This window comes from Barnesiella sp., from assembly GCF_022723415.1.
Lineage (GTDB): Bacteria > Bacteroidota > Bacteroidia > Bacteroidales > Barnesiellaceae > Barnesiella > Barnesiella intestinihominis.
Genome location: NZ_JAIJHU010000014.1, coordinates 40,054 through 58,617, shown reverse-complemented (window position 1 = coordinate 58,617; position 18,564 = coordinate 40,054). Strand labels below are relative to the sequence as shown.

The following is an 18,564-nucleotide window of genomic DNA, read 5'->3' as shown; positions in this document are numbered from 1 at the left end:
TTTACTGTACTACACTTGCTTCTTCAATTCCTTCAATGAACTTGACAAAAAGTTCCCCGGAGCGTGCCCCGTTTCCTCTTTTGCGGTTGCAAAGTTAATTCATTTTCCTACTCCGCTCCAAATTTTTTTCCCACTTTTTTATGCTGTATAACATGAAAATTATACAATAGACTGTACCTCACGATTTTATAATTAAACATTTTTTCCAAAAAAAATCCCATTACTATTTAAGTATTGGGATTTTCTTTTCTTTTTCCTAACTTTTGACTAGTTTACCTGCTTATATCCATATTGAGCAATATCTCCTAATTGTTCCTCGATCCGTAAAAGTTGGTTGTATTTGGCCATACGATCGGAGCGGCTCAGTGAACCTGTTTTTATTTGCCCAGCATTAGTGGCTACCGCAATATCGGCAATAGTGGCATCTTCGGTTTCCCCAGAACGATGCGATATAACAGCCGTATATCCATTGCGCTGTGCTAATTGGACAGCCCTCAACGTCTCGGTCAACGTACCTATCTGATTCAGCTTTACCAAAATGGAATTAGCACAATGTTGGCGTATACCTTTTGTAAGATATTCGACATTGGTGACAAAAAGGTCGTCCCCCACAAGCTGACATTTATCTCCAATCAAATCGGTCAATAACCGCCAACCGTCCCAATCTTCTTCACTCATGCCATCTTCAATCGAATCTATCGGATAACGCAAAATGAGGTCTTGCAAATATTCGGCTTGCTGCTGTGTCGTCCGCTTCACACCGTTAGCTCCTTCAAACTTAGTATAGTCGTACACTCCATCGATATAAAATTCCGACGAAGCACAATCCAAAGCAATTTTCACATCTCTGCCGGGCATATATCCGGCTTTGCTAATGGCTTCGAGAATCGTCTCTATCGCTGCCTCCGTTCCCGGCAATGCAGGCGCGAAACCGCCTTCATCACCGACAGCGGTACTCAATCCCTTAGCGTGTAAAACGCTTTTCAGCGCATGAAAAACTTCGGCTCCCATGCGAAGCGCCTCTTTGAACGAAGCGGCCCCGACAGGACGAATCATAAATTCTTGAAACGCAATAGGCGCATCGGAATGCGAACCACCATTGATGATATTCATCATAGGAACAGGCATCACATAAGTATCGACACCTCCTACATATCGATATAACGGCATTCCCAATTGTGCTGCCGCAGCTTTGGCAACCGCCAAAGAGACACCCAATATAGCATTCGCCCCCAATTTCGATTTCGTAGCAGTACCGTCGAGGGCTATCAAAGCCGAATCTATGCTACTTTGTTCAAATGGATTAGCTCCTTTCAAAGCTTTGGCAATGACGTCATTAACATGACGAACTGCTTTTTCCACACCTTTTCCTCCATATCGGTTCTTATCACCATCTCTCAATTCAAGGGCTTCATGCACTCCTGTCGAAGCGCCAGAAGGAACCGCAGCTCGCCCCATAATACCAGAATCGAGTATCACATCTACTTCTACCGTGGGATTTCCCCGAGAGTCGAGAATTTCACGAGCTTTGATCGTTTCTATTTTCATATTGGTCTTTATTTAGTTTATAACTGTATTATAATAGTAAACACAAAAACAATCGCTTTTGTTTTCTTGGCAAGATACGATTTTTATCCATCTTATCAAACAAATAAGTCTAATATCGATTTTATTCCAATTGAAAAGAAATACTCCAAACTGTATTATTCTAGACAGATTTTATACATTTTTAACTTCAACATATTCATACATTTTTCTTTTGTCTATAAATTTGTTTTAAAGGTTTGAGAGAGACAGGGAAAATATATACATGAGTTAATCTATCATAGTACCAACCATTAATTAAATTTTCACAATTATGAGAATTCATTACATTAAAAGGGCGGCTTTATCTCTATGCGCCGCTATGTCATTAGGACTAAGTGCGACATCACAAGTCAGTCAATCTGTCACAACCGCACAAAACGCCCAAGCGGAGCCTTTAACGCCACCCTATTCCGAAACATTTGCCGACGAAAGTTTTTTAGAAAGCTATACAATCATCGACAGCAATCAAGACGGAACAAAATGGGAGCCTTATTTTGGGAAGGTACAAATCTCCTACAACTCCGAATTGGCGATGGACGATTGGTTGATTACCCCGGCACTGAACCTCGAAGGCGGTAAAATGTATAGTTTTTCCGTAAATATATTGACAGGAAACGAGACTACGCAAGAAACTTTTGAAATCATGTTCGGTAAGGATAAAACACCCGAAGCTCTGGTCAACCCCATTATAGAAAAAACTTCGATAGCACATACGGTTTACAAGGCTTATACCGGAACTATCTCACCAACAGAAAGTGGGATTTATTATATCGGCATTCATGGTTGTAGCTCCGCCGACACATACTCCATATCCGTTAACAACTTAACCGTTGGCGCTGCCGCCGGAGCCTCTACTCCTTCCGCCCCATCGAATCTCGTGGTTAATACTCGTACCAACGGCGAGCTGAAAGCCGATATATCCCTTACGGCTCCTACTCTTGACCTGAACGGACAAGATCTAACAGAGCTCGAAAGTGTGAAACTCATGCGAGACGGCAATCTGATAAAAACATTCTCTACCCCTGAACCCGGTTCGGAACTGACATTCGTGGACGAAGTCCCCGAGTGCTCCCGTTACACTTATTCTGCCATTGCTGTAAATGCTTCGGGAGAAAGCCCTGCCGTCGAAACGAAAGCATTCGTAGGCACACTCGAACCTTCGGATCCTACCGGAATCACGCTCGTAGAAACATCTACTCCCGGAGAAGTAACTATCGGCTGGACTCCCGTTACCACCGACATACGAGGAAATAATCTCGATCCCGAATTTGTAACTTACCGAATTTACAGCGAAGGCTCCCAGTCGAATCTTTTGTTCTCAAACATCAGCGGGACTTCCAAAACATTCAAAGCACTCGATGACACCTCCGTTCAAACCTTTGTCCAATATTCGGTAGTCGCCGAGACCAAAGGAGGAATCTCAAACTACGTCTATTCTCCCCTCTTACCCATCGGACCGGCTTATTCCACCCCCTATCACGAATCATTCGCAGAAGGGAAAGCATCCCACATCTTCGGTATTTACCCCGAAGACTATGCTTTATGGAGTACTTATACAACCGAAGACTCGGAGATTGAATCGCAAGATGGAGACAACGGATTTCTGGGTTCGGAGGGCTCTTACTCAGAAGATACCGGAACTTTCGACACCGGGAAAATAGACCTTAGCGGGCTCACCACTCCTACCTTAACGTTCTATATATACAATATCATAGGAGAAGACGAAGTAAACAATAACGAGCTAAGCGTATCGGTCGTACACAACGGAAACCCTACTCTTCTGAAAACATTCAAAATGTACGAGCTGTCCGACAAAGACGGGTGGGTAAAAGTCGAGGTTTCTCTGAACGACTATAAAGACCAAATTATACAACTGAGACTCTTTTCGCATCACGCTCTCTTGCCCTATATACTCATCGACAATATCCGTATCGACAATCTAAATGGAAGCGGAATCGAAACAATCGTCGATAGTTCTACTAAAATATACGGAGGTACAGGAAAAATTATCGTAACAGGAGCAAATGGACAAACGCTCTCTATTTTCACACCTGACGGACGACTTATCTCTACACAAAAAGTCACAGAGACAGATTGTCATTTAACGACGATTCCCGGCATTTATATCGTAAAAGTCGGCCAATTCGCAACCAAAGTTGTCGTGAAATAACAAGCCTGTAACAAGACTTATATCCATTTCGGTAATACGAAATGTAATCATAAAAAAGGAACTGAATTGTATTTTCAGTTCCTTTTTTTACCCATCTACAAAACACAAATTCATTCAGAAACATTTGCGACCCTATGAGCCTATGAACAACGGCATTATCATAAGCCATATAGTATAATACATAGCAATCTCTCTACGGTACAATAATACACAGAAAAAATGTTTCTCTACCATAACAAAGAACCGGCAGAAGGAACGATACTCTCTCTGATACCCTCTATACTCCTTCCTAAAAAAGAAAAGGCTCCGTTATCGGGAGCCTTTTCTTTTCCATATATGAAGCAATAAAGTTTATTCTGCTGCTTTCTCTTCGACAGGAGTTGCAGGTGCTTCGGATACAGGAGCCTCATTCGCAGGAGCCTCGGCAGTCACAGCAGCAGGAGCGGCACTCTTTTTGGAACGACGCGTACGAGTTGCTTTCTTAGCGACTTTTTCTTTAAGCATGTTTTCATTGTAATCAACAAGCTCAATGAAGCAAGTTTTAGCGTTATCGCCCAAGCGATTACCTGTCTTCAAAATACGGGTATACCCTCCGGGGCGATCGGCTATCTTCACCGAAATTTCTTTGAACAATTCTGTAACAGCCTCTTTGCTCTGCAAATAGCGGAAAACTACACGACGAGAAGCGGTAGTATCTTCTTTTGCGCGATTGATCAGAGGCTCAACGTACACTCTCAACGCTTTGGCTTTGGCCAACGTGGTAAAGATTCTTTTGTGAAGAATCAAAGAAGTAGCCATATTGGACAACATAGCGTCGCGGTGAGCTTTGGTACGACCCAAGTGGTTGAATTTTTTATTATGTCTCATCGTTTTACTCTTTATCTAATTTATACTTCGAGATATCCATTCCGAACGAAAGATTCAAGTTCGCCAAAAGTTCATCGAGCTCTGTCAACGACTTCTTACCGAAGTTACGGAATTTCAATAAATCGGTCTTATTGAATACTACCAATTCGCCAAGAGTTTCGACATCGGCCGATTTTAAGCAGTTGAGCGCACGTACTGACAAATCCATATCGACCAGTTTGGTTTTAAGCAACTGACGCATGTGCAATACTTCTTCATCAAATTCTTCATTACCATCGGCATCATTGGTCTCGAGCGTAATTTTCTCGTCAGAGAACAACATAAAGTGATAAATAAGAATTTTAGCGGCTTCCTTCAACGCTTCTTTGGGGTGAATGGAACCATCGGTTGTAATCTCTAAAATCAGTTTTTCGTAGTCCGTTTTCTGTTCTACACGGAAGTTTTCAACAGCATATTTCACATTCCGAATCGGTGTGTAAATAGAGTCGATGGGAATTACATTTACATCATCGGCCGGATTGCGGTTCTCGTCAGCGGGGACATAACCACGGCCTTTGTTGATAGTGATATCTATTTGAAAACTTGCGCTTGAATCCAAATGGCAAATAACCAAGTCGGGGTTCAAAACTTCAAAACCGGTAAGAGACTTACCGATATCTCCTGCCTTGAACACTTCCGTACCCGAAACAGTAATGGTTACTTTTTCATTCTCGATTTCTTCAACGACCTGTTTGAACCGCACCTTTTTAAGGTTCAGAATCACATTCGTCACGTCCTCGATTACACCGGGAATCGTAGAAAACTCATGTTTTACCCCGTCGATGCGAATCGACGTAATCGCAAAGCCTTCGAGCGAGGAGAGGAGAATACGGCGCAAAGCGTTACCTACGGTAACACCGTAACCGGGCTCCAACGGACGGAATTCGAATTTACCGAAAAAATTGTCCGCTTCCAGCATTAATACTTTATCGGGTTTTTGAAATGCTAATATCGCCATGGAATCAATTATTATTTAGAATACAACTCAACGATCAACTGTTCTTTGATATTTTCAGGGATATCGGCTCTCTCGGGCAAATGCAACAATTTACCGCTTTTCAAGCTTTCGTCCCATTCTAACCAAGGATATTTGCTGTGATTAAATCCAGCAAGTGCATCGGCTATTACCTCCAAAGATTTGGCTTTCTCACGAACGCCTACTACTTGTCCCGGTTTTACCGAATACGACGGGATATTCACCACTTTGCCATCGACTACGATATGACGATGTAAAACGAGCTGACGGGCAGCTGCACGTGTGGGTGCTATACCCAAGCGAAATACGACATTGTCGAGACGAGCTTCGAGCAATTGAAGGAGCACTTCACCTTTCACACCCTTAGTACGCGAAGCTTTCTCAAACAGATTCCTAAATTGTCTTTCCAATACACCATACGTGTATTTAGCTTTTTGTTTCTCACGAAGCTGAACACCATACTCAGAAGTTTTTCTTCTTTTATTGATGCCATGTTGTCCCGGGGGATAGTTCTTTTTCGTAAGAACTTTATCGGGGCCAAAAATAGCTTCGCCGAATTTACGAGCGATTTTTGTTCTAGGTCCGGTATATCTTGCCATTTCTAAAATTTTTAATAATTATAATATTGCGAACCGAGAAAAGTGCAGCCGCGATTGCAGAGAGGATTAATATGCAATCTATTCACTGTTCGGGATTCTCTGTTTACAAATAAAGAAAAATTAAACTCTTCTTCTTTTAGGAGGACGACAACCATTGTGCGGCAGCGGCGTAACATCGATAATCTCGGTTACTTCGATACCAGCGCCATGTATAGTTCTCACAGCCGATTCACGACCGTTTCCGGGACCTTTTACATAGGCCTTTACTTTCCTCAAACCTAAATCAAAAGCCACCTTTGCACAATCTTGTGCGGCCATTTGAGCGGCATAAGGAGTATTTTTCTTAGAGCCTCTAAAGCCCATTTTACCTGCCGAAGACCAAGAGATCACTTGTCCTTCGCTATTGGCAAGCGTTACAATGATGTTGTTGAACGAAGAATGGATATGGGCTTGGCCAACGGCATCAACCTTAACAACCCTCTTCTTTGCTGCGACTGTTTTCTTTGCCATACTTACTTATTATTTAGTAGCTTTTTTCTTATTTGCAACGGTTTTCTTTCTACCTTTACGCGTACGGGCGTTATTCTTGGTACTTTGGCCTCTCACAGGCAAACCGATACGATGACGGATACCACGATAACAACCGATATCCATAAGACGTTTAATATTCAATTGTATTTCGGTACGAAGGTCACCTTCCACCTTATACTCGGTACTAATGATTTCACGTACCTTTGCCGACTGATCGTCGGTCCAATCCTTAACTTTGATGTCTCTGTCAATGCCGGCTTTACTCAAAATAGAATTCGCCGCACTACGACCGATACCATAGATATAGGTCAAGGCGATTTCTCCTCTTTTATTTTGCGGCAGGTCTACACCAACAATTCTTATTGCCATATATTAGAATCTTTTAATTTGCAAAATTAATAATAAAATTATCCTTGACGTTGTTTATACTTAGGATTTTTCTTGTTAATTACGTACAAGCGGCCGTGTCTTCTCACGATTTTGCTATCGGGCGTACGTTTTTTCAATGATGCTCTTACTTTCATATTATTGTTTTTTATTTATATCTAAAAGCAATTCTTCCTTTGGTTAAATCATAAGGAGACATTTCTATCCTTACCTTATCTCCCGGGAGTATCTTTATAAAGTGCATACGCATCTTTCCCGAAATATGGGCGGTTATTTCATGCCCGTTTTCCAACTCCACGCGGAACATAGCATTCGACAATGCTTCCACGATTACACCATCTTGTTCTATTGCAGATTGTTTCGCCATATATTAGTTATATTGATTTTTCTCCTAAAACTTGCTCTACGTATTCAAAAGAAGATAGTATATCGGCTTTCCCTCCCTTGATCGCTATCGTATGCTCGAAGTGGGCCGCCGGTTTACGGTCTCTTGTACGGGTCGTCCAACCGTCTCGTTCGATGACAATATTGCGTGATCCCATATTTATCATAGGCTCAATGGCAATACACATGCCATTTTTCAGTAACGGACCTGTTCCCGGTCGTCCATAATTGGGGACGTTGGGCTCCTCGTGAAGTTTTTTTCCGATACCATGTCCACACAACTCTCTCACGACAGAATATCCACGGGCTTCACAATAGGTCTGGACGGCATGGCCGATATCACCTATACGTTTTCCTTCAACAGCATGTTCGATGCCTAAATAGAGCGATTCTTTCGTGGTTTTGAGCAATTGTCTGATCTCCGGGACTACTTCCCCCACACAAAATGTGTAGGCCGAGTCTCCGTTAAATCCATTCTTTACAGCACCACAATCAATAGAAACAATATCTCCCTCTCTCAATGCATAGCTGTTGGGAATGCCGTGCACAATCACTTCATTCACTGAGATGCAGAGCGTATTGGGAAAGCCTCCATAACCCAGAAATCCTGGCTGAGCACCATGATCCCGGATAAATTCTTCGGCTATCTTATCGAGTTTCAGCGTAGTAATCCCCGGTGCGATCCACTTGGCCATTTCGCCCAAAGTCATACCCACCAAGAGATTACTCTCTCGCATCAACTCTATCTCTTCATCTGTTTTAAGATAAATCATTACCTGTATCCTTTTTTAATAAGCTCCGCTACGTCCTTTTATTTTACCCGATTTCATCAGGCCGTCGTAATGGCGCATCATTAAATGGCTCTCAATCTGTTGCAAGGTATCCAATACCACACCTACCAAAATGAGGAGAGAGGTTCCACCGAAGAATTGTGAGAACTCGGCGCTGACTCCGCATATTTGAGCAAAAGCGGGCAAAATAGCTACAATAGCCAAAAAGATAGAACCGGGCAACGTGATTCTCGACATAATAGAGTCGAGATAATCGGCTGTTTTCTTTCCGGGTTTGACACCGGGGATAAAGCCGTTGTTTCGTTTCATATCTTCCGCCATTTGTGTAGGCTGAACCGTTATTGCCGTATAGAAGTAGGTAAAGAGGATAATAAGGATTGCGAACACGAAGTTATACCAAAACCCTGTCATCGACATGAAAGAACTCCAAAACGAGCTTGCATTCGAGGCGCTGAATCCCGCGATTGTAATGGGTATAAACATAATCGCCTGAGCAAAAATGATAGGCATTACACCGGCTGTATTTACCTTTAACGGAATATACTGGCGGGCTCCTCCATATTGTTTATTTCCAACAATACGTTTAGCATATTGTACGGGGACTTTCCGTGTACCTTGTACAAGAAGTATCGCTGCGGCGATTACGGCCAACAAGAAAATAATCTCGATAAGGAACATCACAAGACCACCTTGTTTAGAGGCCAAACGGCTCGTAAACTCAGCGGCGAAAGCCAGCGGCAAACGTGCGATAATACCGACAAGGATTATAAACGAAATACCGTTTCCAATACCTTTATCGGTAATACGTTCGCCCAACCACATAATAAACATACTACCAGCGGCAAGCACGATTGTAGAAGAAACTATAAACAACCAACCGGAGGGGAATAAGGCCGAACCCATCTGCACTTTAAGGTTCACCAAATAGGCAGGTCCTTGCATGAGCAGAATGATAACGGTCAAATAGCGGGTGTATTGGTTAAGTTTCGTACGACCGCTCTCGCCTTCGCGTTGCAGCTTCTGGAACGAGGGCATCACCATACCCAAGAGTTGGATAACAATCGAGGCGGTGATATAAGGCATAATACCCAATGCAAATATAGAAGCATTGGAGAATGCTCCTCCCGAAAACATATCGAGCAACTGCATCAACCCTTTGCTCGTTTGGCTGCGCAATGCGTCCAAATTAGCAGGATCGATACCGGGAAGCACGACGTATGATCCAACGCGATATACCAGCACCAACAAAATCGTGGTGATGATACGCTTACGCAGATCTTCGATTTTCCAAATGTTTTTTATAGTTTCTATTGCTCTCATTGTATTAGAGTTTGACTACTGTTCCACCTGCGGCAACGATAGCAGCTTCGGCTGTTTTGGAAAATGCGTGGGCACTGACTTCCAATTTAGCCGTAAGAGCTCCTTTACCAAGAATTTTCACTAACTGTTTCGACGAAATAAATCCGGCAGCGACAAGTGTTTCAATACCAATTTTATCGAGCCTTTGGCTATCGGCCAGAGCTTGTAAAGTATCGATATTGATAGCTTTATATTCTACACGGTTTATATTCTTGAAACCGAATTTCGGAACTCGGCGTTGAAGTGGCATCTGACCACCTTCAAAGCCGATCTTACGTTTGTAACCCGAACGCGACTTTGCTCCTTTATGACCTCTGGTAGAAGTTCCGCCCAAACCCGAACCCGGTCCACGACCGATTCTCTTTCTTGTTTTGGTTGACCCTTCGGCGGGTTTTAAATTACTCAAGTCCATATTTGTTATTTTTTTAATCGATGGATAAAATTACTCAACTACTTTTACAAGGTGTTTAACCTTCTCTACCATACCCAAGATTTGGGGAGTAGCGTTGTGCTCTACAACACTGTTGAGTTTTTTAAGGCCCAGTGCATCAAGAGTCTTTTTCTGTACAGCAGGGCAATTGATGCGGCTTTTAACTTGTTTGATTTTTATTTTTTCCATTGCTTGTCCTCCGTATTAACCTTTAAAGACTTTTTCAACAGAGATACCTCTGTTTTGAGCGACTGTAGCAGCATCTCTCAATTCGCACAATGCAGCGATCGTAGCCTTCACTAAATTGTGAGGATTGGACGAACCTTTCGACTTCGCAAGCACGTCGGTAATACCCACACTTTCAAGAACGGCACGCATAGCACCACCGGCCTTTACTCCAGTACCCGGAGAAGCGGGCTTGATATATACGAGAGCTCCACCGAATTTTGCCAATTGATCGTGAGGGATAGTACCTTTGAGCACCGGAACTTTCACGAGATTTTTCTTAGCAGCTTCCACGCCTTTGGCGATAGCCGTGGTTACTTCGCTCGCCTTACCCAAGCCCCAGCCTACGATACCGGCTTCGTTACCTACCACAACAATTGCCGAAAAGCTGAAAGTACGACCACCCTTGGTCACTTTCGTTACACGGTTGATAGCAACCAAACGGTCTTTCAACTCAATGTCATTTGTTGACTTTACTCTATTATTTTTTCCTGTCATGACGATTAAAATTTAAGGCCGCCATTGCGGGCAGCATCAGCTAATTCTTTTACTCTCCCATGATACAGGTAACCGTTGCGGTCAAAAACAACCGAGGTAATACCGGCTTCCTGTGCTTTCTTGGCGATTTCCTGTCCCACTTTTGCAGCCAACTCTTTTTTAGGAGCGGCTTCCATACCCCTCGAAGAGGCTGCGGCAAGCGTTTTCCCGGCAAGGTCGTCGACCAATTGCACATATATTTGCTTATTACTTCTAAACACCGTCATACGAGGACGCTCGGCCGTACCGGATATTTTACCACGTATACGGGTTTTGATTTTAATTCTTCTTTCTATCTTCGTTGTCATGATAATACCTGTTTAATGATTATTTGGCGCCTGCCGATTTACCCGATTTTCTGCGGATTACCTCACCAACGAACTTGATACCTTTACCCTTGTAAGGTTCAGGTTTGCGGAACGAACGGATTTTGGCGCATACTTGGCCGATCAGTTGTTTGTCGCACGATTCGAGAATAATCAACGGGTTTTTATTTCTCTCTGATTTTGCTTCTACCTTTATTTCGGCAGGAAGTCTCAAAAAGATGGCGTGAGAATAACCGAGCGAAAGTTCAAGCACTTGACCTTGACTTTGTGCACGGTAACCTACACCGACAAGTTCCAACTCTTTTTTATAACCTTCGGATACGCCGACTACCATATTGTGAATCAACGCACGGTAAAGGCCATGAAGGGCGCGAGTTTGTTTCTCATCGTTAGGCCGGGTCACATGAATTTCCCCGTCTACCATTTCAACTTTAATTTCGGGCGATACGGTCTGTACCAATTCCCCTTTGGGTCCTTTTACTTTTACCTCATTTCCGGAAATAGTAACGGTAACTCCGGCGGGTATTACTATGGGCAATTTTCCTATTCTTGACATAATATATACCTCCTTTTAATTAGTAAATGTAACATAATACTTCTCCACCTATTTTCAGGTCGCTGGCTTCTTTATTAGTCATAACGCCTTTCGAGGTAGAGAGAATCGCAATACCCAAACCGTTCAATACACGCGGCATATCTTTATAACCGGTGTAACGACGCAAACCCGGACTCGATATGCGAATGAGTTTCTGGATTGCGCTCACTTTGTTTACGGGGTCATACTTCAAGGCAATCTTGATCGTGCCTCGGGGACCGTCTTCTACAAACTTGTAATTAAGAATGTAGCCTTTTTCAAAAAGGATTTTCGTGATTTCTTTTTTCAATTTCGAGGCCGGCACTTCAACAACTCTGTGATGAGCTTTGATGGCGTTTCTCAATCTTGTCAGATAATCTGCTATTGGATCTGTCATATAAAAATTTGTTTAAATTGATCCGGATTCTCCGGACAATATTTAACACTAAAAATAATTACCAGCTTGCTTTTTTTACGCCCGGGATAAGTCCAGCCGAAGCCATTTCGCGAAACTGTATACGGGATATCCCGAATTGACGGATATATCCTTTGGGACGACCGGTGATTTTACAACGGTTGTGCAGACGTACACGCGAAGCGTTTTTCGGCAACAGTTGAAGTGCCTCATAATTACCTTCTGCTTTAAGCTGTTTTTTCTTTTCGGCATACTTGGCAACTAATTTGGCTCTCTTCACTTCACGAGCTTTCATCGATTCTTTTGCCATATCTTAGTCTTTTTTTGCGTTTTTAAAAGGTAAACCAAATGCTTTGAGAAGAGCATACCCTTCTTCATCTGTTTTGGCAGAGGTTACAAAGGTAATATTCATTCCCATAATTTTGGTAATACTATCGATATTAATTTCAGGGAAAATAATTTGTTCCTGAATTCCGAGGGTATAATTTCCTCGCCCATCGAGTTTGCTTTCGATACCTTTGAAGTCGCGGATACGGGGAAGAGACACACGCACCAGACGTTCGAGGAACTCGTACATGCGTTCGCGACGGAGGGTTACCATCACGCCGATAGGCATTTTTTTACGAAGTTTAAAATTCGAAATATCTTTGCGCGAGAGTGTAGCCACTGCTTTCTGACCGGTGATGGCCGTCAACTCATTGATGGCGGTTTCGATGATTTTCTTGTCGGCCGTAGCTTCTCCAAGACCTTGATTGATCACGATCTTTTTCAAAACAGGCACCTGCATAACCGTGGAATAATTAAACTCCTTCTGCAAGGCGGGCACGATTCTTTCGAGATAATCTTTTTTCAGATTTGCGGTATTGCTCATTACTTAATCTCCTCTCCTGATTTTTTAGAATAACGTACTGAAACGCCTGCTTCATTTTTCTTCCGGCCGATACGAGTGGGTTTACCCGTCTTCGGATCCAGAGGATTCAAATTGGAAATATGAATAGGAGCTTCTTTTTTCACTATACCTCCCTGAGGGTTTTTGGCATTAGGTTTGGTACTCTTGGAGACCATATTGATACCTTCTACGATAGCACGTTGTTCTTTCACCAACACGCTCAGGACACGACCGGTCTTGCCTTTGTCTTCACCGGCGTTTACATAGACTGTATCTCCCTTTTTAATATGTAACTTGCTCATTTAATCTTTAACTTTATTCGATTAAAGTACTTCGGGTGCTAACGACACGATTTTCATGTTCACGGCACGCAACTCTCTTGCCACCGGGCCGAAAATACGACTGCCGCGCAATTCACCTGCATTATTCAACAATACGCATGCATTGTCATCGAAGCGAATGTACGACCCGTCTTGACGACGGATTTCTTTTTTCGTGCGCACGATAATAGCTTTCGATACGGCACCTTTTTTCACATCGCTCGAAGGGATAGCGCTCTTTATCGCTACGACGATAACATCGCCTACCGAAGCGTAACGACGTCCCGTTCCTCCCAACACACGAATACAAAGAGCTTCCTTAGCTCCGCTGTTGTCAGCTACTGTAAGTCTTGATTCTTGTTGTATCATAATTACTTAGCTCTTTCGATGATTTCTACTAATCTCCATCTCTTTGTTTTGCTCAAAGGACGAGTTTCCATCAGCCTCACGGTATCACCGATGTTGCATTCGTTCTTCTCGTCATGAGCATGGTATTTCTTCGTCTTATTCACGAATTTACCATAAATCGGGTGTTTTTCTTTCCACTTCACGGTCACCGTGATCGTTTTTTCCATCTTGTTGCTGGAAACCACACCGATTCTCTCTTTTCTTAAATTTCTACTTTCCATCTTAGATATGTGGCTGATTATTTTTTATTAAGTTCCCGTTTGCGCAACTCGGTTTTCATACGCGCAATCATCCTGCGTTCGTGAGTTATTTTAGCAGGACTATCCAACGGCGAAATGCTGTGGGTGATCTCCAACTGGTTGAGAGCAGCTACCGCTGCATCCAATCTTTCTTGTAACTCTTTGGAGCCTAATTCTTTAATTTCTGCTTTTTTCATAACTTACACATTTTGACTGGCGTCGTAGTCACGACGAACAACGAACTTAGTAGTTACAGGAAGCTTTTGTGCACCGAGGCGTAAAGCTTCTTTGGCTATCTCATAAGGCACACCTTCTACTTCGATGATTACACGACCCGGAGTAATAGGGAATACGAATCCTTCGGGATTACCTTTACCTTTACCCATACGTACATCGGCCGGCTTCTTAGTAATAGGTTTATCGGGGAATATACGGATCCAAATCTGTCCTTGACGTTGCATGTAACGAGTTACAGCAACACGAGCGGCCTCGATTTGACGACCTGTAATCCATTTAGTATCTAACGACTTGATGCCGAAAGATCCGAAAGCCAGCTGGTTACCTCTTTGGGCGTTACCCTTTTGGCGACCTTTTTGCTGTCTTCTGAATTTAGTTTTTTTCGGTTGTAACATAGTTCAATTTCGTTTAGCGGTTAGTTTTGGGTTTTCTGAAGCCCTTTTTCGGAGCGCCATTTCCACCGCGTGCTTCTTTGGCACTGTTGGTGAATGCAGGAGCAAGGTCTTTTTTTCCGTAAACTTCGCCACGGCAAATCCAAACCTTAACACCGATAACTCCCACTTTCGTATGAGCTTCTACCAATGCATAGTCAATATCGGCACGCAATGTATGAAGGGGGGTTCTACCTTCTTTGTACATTTCGGAACGAGCCATCTCAGCTCCGTTCAAACGACCCGATACTTGCACTTTGATACCTTCGGCTCCCATTCGCATAGTCGATGCGATAGCCATTTTGACAGCACGACGGTAAGCTATCTTGCCTTCGATTTGACGAGCGACATTACTAGCTACTATTTCGGCATCAAGCTCGGGGCGTTTTACTTCGTAGATATTGATTTGTACGTCCTTATCGGTAATTTTCTTCAATTCTTCTTTGAGTTTGTCTACCTCTTGGCCACCTTTACCGATAATAAGTCCCGGACGAGCGGTACACACGGTAATGGTTATCAATTTCAACGTACGTTCTATAACTATGCGTGAAACGCTGGCTTTTGCAAGACGGGCATTCAAATACTTGCGGATCTTGCTGTCTTCCAACAACCTGTCACCATAGTTTTTACCGCCATACCAATTGGAATCCCAACCTCTGATGATTCCCAAACGGTTACTTATCGGATTTACTTTCTGTCCCATCCAGCAATTAGTTTTTGTTATCGTTTTTATTTATTGTATCAACAAACAATGTTACATGGTTCGAACGTTTACGAATTCTGTAACCTCTTCCTCGCGGAGCCGGACGAAGACGTTTAAGCATCGCTGCACAATCCACATAGATCGTAGAGATGTAAAGTTCTCCGTTTTCGGCTTTGCGTTCGTTCTTTTGCTCCCAATTGGCAATGGCAGAACGCAACAGTTTTTCCAGTCTTTGCGAAGCTTCTTTATTCGAGAACTTCAACACGCCGAGAGCTTTGAATACCTCCATACCTCTTACCATATCTGCGGCCAAACGCATTTTACGGGGAGATGTGGGAACATTATTCAACTTGGCGAAATATTGAGTTTTCAGAGCTTCCTTCCTTCTATTGGCTGATTCTCTTTTTCTTGCACCCATTTTTCAATTCTTTAATTGTATTAAAACTCGCATTCCCTCAGGCCTTATTTTTTCTTGTTACCTGCATGGCCGCGGAATGTGCGTGTAGGAGCGAACTCACCGAGTTTGTGCCCCACCATGTTTTCGGTAACATATACGGGAATAAATTTATTACCATTGTGTACTGCAAAAGTATGACCTACGAAATCGGGAGAAATCATAGATGCACGCGACCATGTTTTGATAACAGACTTCTTGCCTGATGCCTCCATGGCAGCAACTTTTTTATCCAGCTTCACACTGATATATGGGCCTTTTTTTAATGAACGACTCATGTTGTTGTCAATTTATCAGATTACTTTTTCCTTCTTTCAATAATATACTTCGAAGAGTGTTTCTTCGGAGCTCTGGTCTTCAAACCTTTTGCATACAAACCTTTTCTAGATCTGGGGTGTCCTCCTGATGCACGTCCTTCACCACCACCCATGGGGTGATCAACAGGGTTCATCACAACACCACGGTTGCGAGGACGACGGCCCAACCAGCGAGAGCGGCCGGCTTTACCCGAACGTTCGAGTGCGTGGTCCGAATTTCCTACACTACCGATAGTAGCTTTACAGGTTGCGAGGATCTTTCTGGTTTCTCCAGAAGGTAATTTGATAATTGCATAATCGCCTTCTCTCGAAGTCAACTGAGCGAATGTACCGGCCGAACGAACCAAAAAGGCTCCTTGTCCCGGACGTAACTCGATGTTGTGAATAACAGTACCGATAGGTATGTTTTTCAGCGGCAATGCATTTCCTACTTCGGGAGCCGCATTTTCGCCAGACATCAAGGTTGCTCCAACTTCCAAGCCGTTGGGTGCAATAATGTAACGTTTCTCACCGTCTGCATAAAACAACAACGCGATACGAGCCGAACGGTTAGGATCGTATTCGATTGTCTTTACAGTAGCGGGTACACCGTCTTTATTTCTCTTGAAGTCGATAAGTCTGTATTTTCTCTTGTGACCGCCTCCGATATAGCGCATTGTCAAATGCCCTTCATTGTTACGACCACCCGATTTTCTGACACCTACTACAAGAGATTTTTCTGGCGCGCTAGCAGTGATAGTATCAAATGCACCAATAATTTTGTGTCTTTGCCCCGGTGTTGTGGGCTTTAATTTTCTTACTGCCATTGTTCAATTAGATATTGCTATAAAAATCAATAGTTTCTCCTTCTTTCAATGTAACTAGGGCTTTTTTATAAGCAGCCGTTCTACCGGAAATAAGGCCCGTCTTGGTATAACGGCTCTTGTTTTTTCCACGATAATTCATCGTGTTTACCGATACAACAGTAACATTGTACATTTCTTCAACTGCTTTTTTAATTTGCAGTTTATCTGCTTTCGGATCAACGCGGAAACCATAACGATTATATTTTTCGCCCATGGCTGTCATTTTCTCCGTTACGATAGGTTTAATTATTATTCCCATATTCAAGCCTCCTTACATCAAAAGTTATTTATAGCGGCTACCGTACTTTCAGTCAAAACCAAAGCCTTGTTATCCAACACTTTGTATGTATTGAGTTCCGAAACCGTTATAACATTTGCTCCCGTGAGATTACGGGACGACAAATATACGTTTTTATTTTGTTCCGATAAAACCAAAAGTGACTTTTTATCAGCAACTTGCAAATTTTTGAGCAAGTTCACGAACTCTTTGGTCTTAGGAGCATCGAAAGAAAAGTCTTCGACTACTACGATCGCATTGTCCTGAGCCTTGTAAGTCAATGCCGATTTACGAGCAAGCGCTTTTACTTTCTTGTTCAATTTGAAACGATAGTCACGAGGTTTAGGACCGAATACACGGCCACCACCTACCATCACAGGAGAATTGATATCTCCGCTACGAGCACCTCCCGTACCTTTTTGTCTTTTCAACTTACGGGTACTACCAGATACTTCGCTTCTTTCTTTTGATTTGTGAGTACCTTGACGCAAGTTTGCCAAGTATTGTTTCACATCGAGATATACGGCGTGATCATTGGGTTCGATACCAAATACAGCATCGTCCAAAACAACCTTCTTACCTGTGTCCTCACCTTTAATGTTATATACGCTCAGTTCCATTATTTCTCAATTATTACGATTGAACCTTTACTTCCGGGCACAGATCCTTTAATAAGCAAAAGATTGTGTTCGGGTATTACTTTTAACACTTGGAGGTTTTGCACGGTTACGCGGTGATTACCCATCTGGCCGGCCATACGTGTACCCTTGAATACACGGGCTGGATATGAACATGCACCGATAGAACCGGGGGCACGTAAGCGGTTATGCTGACCGTGAGTGGTTTGTCCCACACCACCGAAGCCATGACGCTTAACTACACCTTGGAAACCTTTTCCTTTTGATACGCCGATTACATCTACGTACTCCGCACCTTCAAACAAATCGACAGCAATCGTATCGCCCAATTTATATTCGGTGTCGAATTTGAACTCGGCCAAGTGTCTCTTGGGCGTTACGCCTGCTTTCTTGAAATGACCGGCTTCGGGCTTGGTAGTGTGTTTATCTTTCTTGTCGATAAATCCTACTTGCACAGCCTCGTACCCGTCTTTTTCAACGGTTTTCAATTGCGTAACTACACAAGGACCAACTTCGATAACAGTGCATGGTACATTTTTACCCTCGGCACTGAAAACGGATGTCATTCCGATTTTTTTTCCTAATAATCCTGGCATTTCTACTTAATTT

Annotated in this window: 32 protein-coding genes; 2 read left to right on the top strand and 30 right to left on the bottom strand. The window is 43.0% G+C overall.

Annotated elements, in window-relative coordinates; translation table 11 throughout:
• Positions 1-267: 267 nt before the first annotated feature.
• Positions 268-1,548, bottom strand: a complete 1,281-nt coding sequence (gene eno, locus QVD32_RS04730) for a phosphopyruvate hydratase (RefSeq protein ID WP_021891091.1) — start codon at positions 1,546-1,548, stop codon at positions 268-270.
• 310 nt (positions 1,549-1,858) lie between these two features.
• Here eno and QVD32_RS04725 point away from each other — a divergent pair, with 310 nt between their 5' ends.
• Together QVD32_RS04725 and QVD32_RS04720 are read left to right on the top strand one after the other, a co-directional pair.
• Positions 1,859-3,757 carry a choice-of-anchor J domain-containing protein gene (locus tag QVD32_RS04725; RefSeq protein ID WP_147401583.1) on the top strand — a complete coding sequence of 633 codons (1,899 nt, stop codon included), beginning with the start codon at positions 1,859-1,861 and terminating at the stop codon, positions 3,755-3,757.
• A 219-nt stretch (positions 3,758-3,976) separates the two neighbouring features.
• Positions 3,977-4,105 carry a hypothetical protein gene (locus tag QVD32_RS04720; RefSeq protein WP_021891297.1) on the top strand — a complete coding sequence of 43 codons (129 nt, stop codon included), beginning with the start codon at positions 3,977-3,979 and terminating at the stop codon, positions 4,103-4,105.
• A 3-nt stretch (positions 4,106-4,108) separates the two neighbouring features.
• Here the strand turns inward: QVD32_RS04720 and rplQ are convergent, their stop codons facing one another.
• The 29 genes from rplQ to rplC form a co-directional block, all read right to left on the bottom strand.
• Positions 4,109-4,624 (bottom strand): 50S ribosomal protein L17, encoded by a 516-nt coding sequence (rplQ, locus tag QVD32_RS04715; RefSeq protein ID WP_021891298.1) that lies wholly within the window; start codon positions 4,622-4,624, stop codon positions 4,109-4,111.
• 4 nt (positions 4,625-4,628) lie between these two features.
• Complete coding sequence (locus QVD32_RS04710) at positions 4,629-5,621, bottom strand: DNA-directed RNA polymerase subunit alpha (RefSeq protein ID WP_008862832.1); 993 nt, start codon at positions 5,619-5,621, stop codon at positions 4,629-4,631.
• 11 nt (positions 5,622-5,632) lie between these two features.
• Positions 5,633-6,238 carry a 30S ribosomal protein S4 gene (rpsD, locus tag QVD32_RS04705; protein WP_008862833.1) on the bottom strand — a complete coding sequence of 202 codons (606 nt, stop codon included), beginning with the start codon at positions 6,236-6,238 and terminating at the stop codon, positions 5,633-5,635.
• Positions 6,239-6,358: 120 nt separating this feature from the next.
• Positions 6,359-6,748 (bottom strand): 30S ribosomal protein S11, encoded by a 390-nt coding sequence (rpsK, locus tag QVD32_RS04700; RefSeq protein ID WP_008862834.1) that lies wholly within the window; start codon positions 6,746-6,748, stop codon positions 6,359-6,361.
• Between the two features lie 9 nt (positions 6,749-6,757).
• Positions 6,758-7,138, bottom strand: a complete 381-nt coding sequence (gene rpsM, locus QVD32_RS04695) for a 30S ribosomal protein S13 (RefSeq protein WP_008862835.1) — start codon at positions 7,136-7,138, stop codon at positions 6,758-6,760.
• 38 nt (positions 7,139-7,176) lie between these two features.
• Entirely contained in the window at positions 7,177-7,293 is a 117-nt protein-coding gene (gene ykgO / locus QVD32_RS04690) for a type B 50S ribosomal protein L36 (RefSeq protein WP_008862836.1), read from the bottom strand.
• Between the two features lie 11 nt (positions 7,294-7,304).
• A complete protein-coding gene (gene infA / locus QVD32_RS04685; RefSeq protein WP_008862837.1) occupies positions 7,305-7,523 on the bottom strand; it encodes a translation initiation factor IF-1 in 219 nt (72 codons plus the stop codon).
• A gap of 7 nt (positions 7,524-7,530) precedes the next feature.
• Positions 7,531-8,313 carry a type I methionyl aminopeptidase gene (map, locus tag QVD32_RS04680; RefSeq protein WP_021891299.1) on the bottom strand — a complete coding sequence of 261 codons (783 nt, stop codon included), beginning with the start codon at positions 8,311-8,313 and terminating at the stop codon, positions 7,531-7,533.
• 15 nt (positions 8,314-8,328) lie between these two features.
• Positions 8,329-9,651 (bottom strand): preprotein translocase subunit SecY, encoded by a 1,323-nt coding sequence (gene secY / locus QVD32_RS04675; protein WP_008862839.1) that lies wholly within the window; start codon positions 9,649-9,651, stop codon positions 8,329-8,331.
• 4 nt (positions 9,652-9,655) lie between these two features.
• Positions 9,656-10,102 carry a 50S ribosomal protein L15 gene (gene rplO, locus QVD32_RS04670; protein WP_021891300.1) on the bottom strand — a complete coding sequence of 149 codons (447 nt, stop codon included), beginning with the start codon at positions 10,100-10,102 and terminating at the stop codon, positions 9,656-9,658.
• 30 nt (positions 10,103-10,132) lie between these two features.
• A complete protein-coding gene (gene rpmD / locus QVD32_RS04665; protein ID WP_008862841.1) occupies positions 10,133-10,309 on the bottom strand; it encodes a 50S ribosomal protein L30 in 177 nt (58 codons plus the stop codon).
• 15 nt (positions 10,310-10,324) lie between these two features.
• On the bottom strand, positions 10,325-10,843 hold the full coding sequence (gene rpsE, locus QVD32_RS04660) for a 30S ribosomal protein S5 (protein ID WP_021891301.1): 519 nt from the start codon (positions 10,841-10,843) through the stop codon (positions 10,325-10,327).
• A 5-nt stretch (positions 10,844-10,848) separates the two neighbouring features.
• On the bottom strand, positions 10,849-11,190 hold the full coding sequence (rplR, locus tag QVD32_RS04655; RefSeq protein WP_008862843.1) for a 50S ribosomal protein L18: 342 nt from the start codon (positions 11,188-11,190) through the stop codon (positions 10,849-10,851).
• 19 nt (positions 11,191-11,209) lie between these two features.
• A complete protein-coding gene (gene rplF, locus QVD32_RS04650; RefSeq protein WP_008862844.1) occupies positions 11,210-11,764 on the bottom strand; it encodes a 50S ribosomal protein L6 in 555 nt (184 codons plus the stop codon).
• Between the two features lie 19 nt (positions 11,765-11,783).
• Positions 11,784-12,179, bottom strand: a complete 396-nt coding sequence (gene rpsH / locus QVD32_RS04645; RefSeq protein WP_008862845.1) for a 30S ribosomal protein S8 — start codon at positions 12,177-12,179, stop codon at positions 11,784-11,786.
• Between the two features lie 58 nt (positions 12,180-12,237).
• Positions 12,238-12,507: a 30S ribosomal protein S14 gene (rpsN, locus tag QVD32_RS04640; RefSeq protein ID WP_008862846.1), complete on the bottom strand. Its 270-nt coding sequence runs from the start codon at positions 12,505-12,507 to the stop codon at positions 12,238-12,240.
• Positions 12,508-12,510: 3 nt separating this feature from the next.
• The gene (gene rplE, locus QVD32_RS04635) at positions 12,511-13,068 is read right to left on the bottom strand and encodes a 50S ribosomal protein L5 (RefSeq protein ID WP_008862847.1); all 558 of its coding nucleotides are present in this window, start codon (positions 13,066-13,068) and stop codon (positions 12,511-12,513) included.
• Positions 13,068-13,388 (bottom strand): 50S ribosomal protein L24, encoded by a 321-nt coding sequence (gene rplX / locus QVD32_RS04630; RefSeq protein ID WP_008862848.1) that lies wholly within the window; start codon positions 13,386-13,388, stop codon positions 13,068-13,070. The genes rplE and rplX overlap by 1 nt, the downstream gene beginning before the upstream one ends.
• Positions 13,389-13,409: 21 nt before the next feature.
• Positions 13,410-13,775, bottom strand: coding sequence for a 50S ribosomal protein L14 (rplN, locus tag QVD32_RS04625; RefSeq protein ID WP_008862849.1), 366 nt, complete (start codon positions 13,773-13,775; stop codon positions 13,410-13,412).
• A gap of 2 nt (positions 13,776-13,777) precedes the next feature.
• Positions 13,778-14,035, bottom strand: a complete 258-nt coding sequence (gene rpsQ, locus QVD32_RS04620) for a 30S ribosomal protein S17 (protein ID WP_008862850.1) — start codon at positions 14,033-14,035, stop codon at positions 13,778-13,780.
• A gap of 17 nt (positions 14,036-14,052) precedes the next feature.
• Complete coding sequence (rpmC, locus tag QVD32_RS04615) at positions 14,053-14,250, bottom strand: 50S ribosomal protein L29 (RefSeq protein ID WP_008862851.1); 198 nt, start codon at positions 14,248-14,250, stop codon at positions 14,053-14,055.
• A 3-nt stretch (positions 14,251-14,253) separates the two neighbouring features.
• Positions 14,254-14,685: a 50S ribosomal protein L16 gene (gene rplP / locus QVD32_RS04610; RefSeq protein WP_008862852.1), complete on the bottom strand. Its 432-nt coding sequence runs from the start codon at positions 14,683-14,685 to the stop codon at positions 14,254-14,256.
• A gap of 13 nt (positions 14,686-14,698) precedes the next feature.
• Entirely contained in the window at positions 14,699-15,424 is a 726-nt protein-coding gene (rpsC, locus tag QVD32_RS04605) for a 30S ribosomal protein S3 (protein ID WP_008862853.1), read from the bottom strand.
• A 7-nt stretch (positions 15,425-15,431) separates the two neighbouring features.
• Positions 15,432-15,842 carry a 50S ribosomal protein L22 gene (rplV, locus tag QVD32_RS04600; RefSeq protein WP_118686969.1) on the bottom strand — a complete coding sequence of 137 codons (411 nt, stop codon included), beginning with the start codon at positions 15,840-15,842 and terminating at the stop codon, positions 15,432-15,434.
• 44 nt (positions 15,843-15,886) lie between these two features.
• Positions 15,887-16,156 carry a 30S ribosomal protein S19 gene (gene rpsS / locus QVD32_RS04595; RefSeq protein ID WP_008862855.1) on the bottom strand — a complete coding sequence of 90 codons (270 nt, stop codon included), beginning with the start codon at positions 16,154-16,156 and terminating at the stop codon, positions 15,887-15,889.
• A 20-nt stretch (positions 16,157-16,176) separates the two neighbouring features.
• Positions 16,177-17,001: a 50S ribosomal protein L2 gene (gene rplB / locus QVD32_RS04590; RefSeq protein WP_008862856.1), complete on the bottom strand. Its 825-nt coding sequence runs from the start codon at positions 16,999-17,001 to the stop codon at positions 16,177-16,179.
• 7 nt (positions 17,002-17,008) lie between these two features.
• Positions 17,009-17,299 carry a 50S ribosomal protein L23 gene (gene rplW / locus QVD32_RS04585; protein ID WP_008862857.1) on the bottom strand — a complete coding sequence of 97 codons (291 nt, stop codon included), beginning with the start codon at positions 17,297-17,299 and terminating at the stop codon, positions 17,009-17,011.
• A 17-nt stretch (positions 17,300-17,316) separates the two neighbouring features.
• Positions 17,317-17,937 carry a 50S ribosomal protein L4 gene (gene rplD, locus QVD32_RS04580; RefSeq protein WP_008862858.1) on the bottom strand — a complete coding sequence of 207 codons (621 nt, stop codon included), beginning with the start codon at positions 17,935-17,937 and terminating at the stop codon, positions 17,317-17,319.
• Positions 17,937-18,551: a 50S ribosomal protein L3 gene (rplC, locus tag QVD32_RS04575; RefSeq protein WP_008862859.1), complete on the bottom strand. Its 615-nt coding sequence runs from the start codon at positions 18,549-18,551 to the stop codon at positions 17,937-17,939. Before rplC ends, rplD begins: the two co-directional genes overlap by 1 nt.
• Between the last annotated feature and the right edge of the window lie 13 nt (positions 18,552-18,564).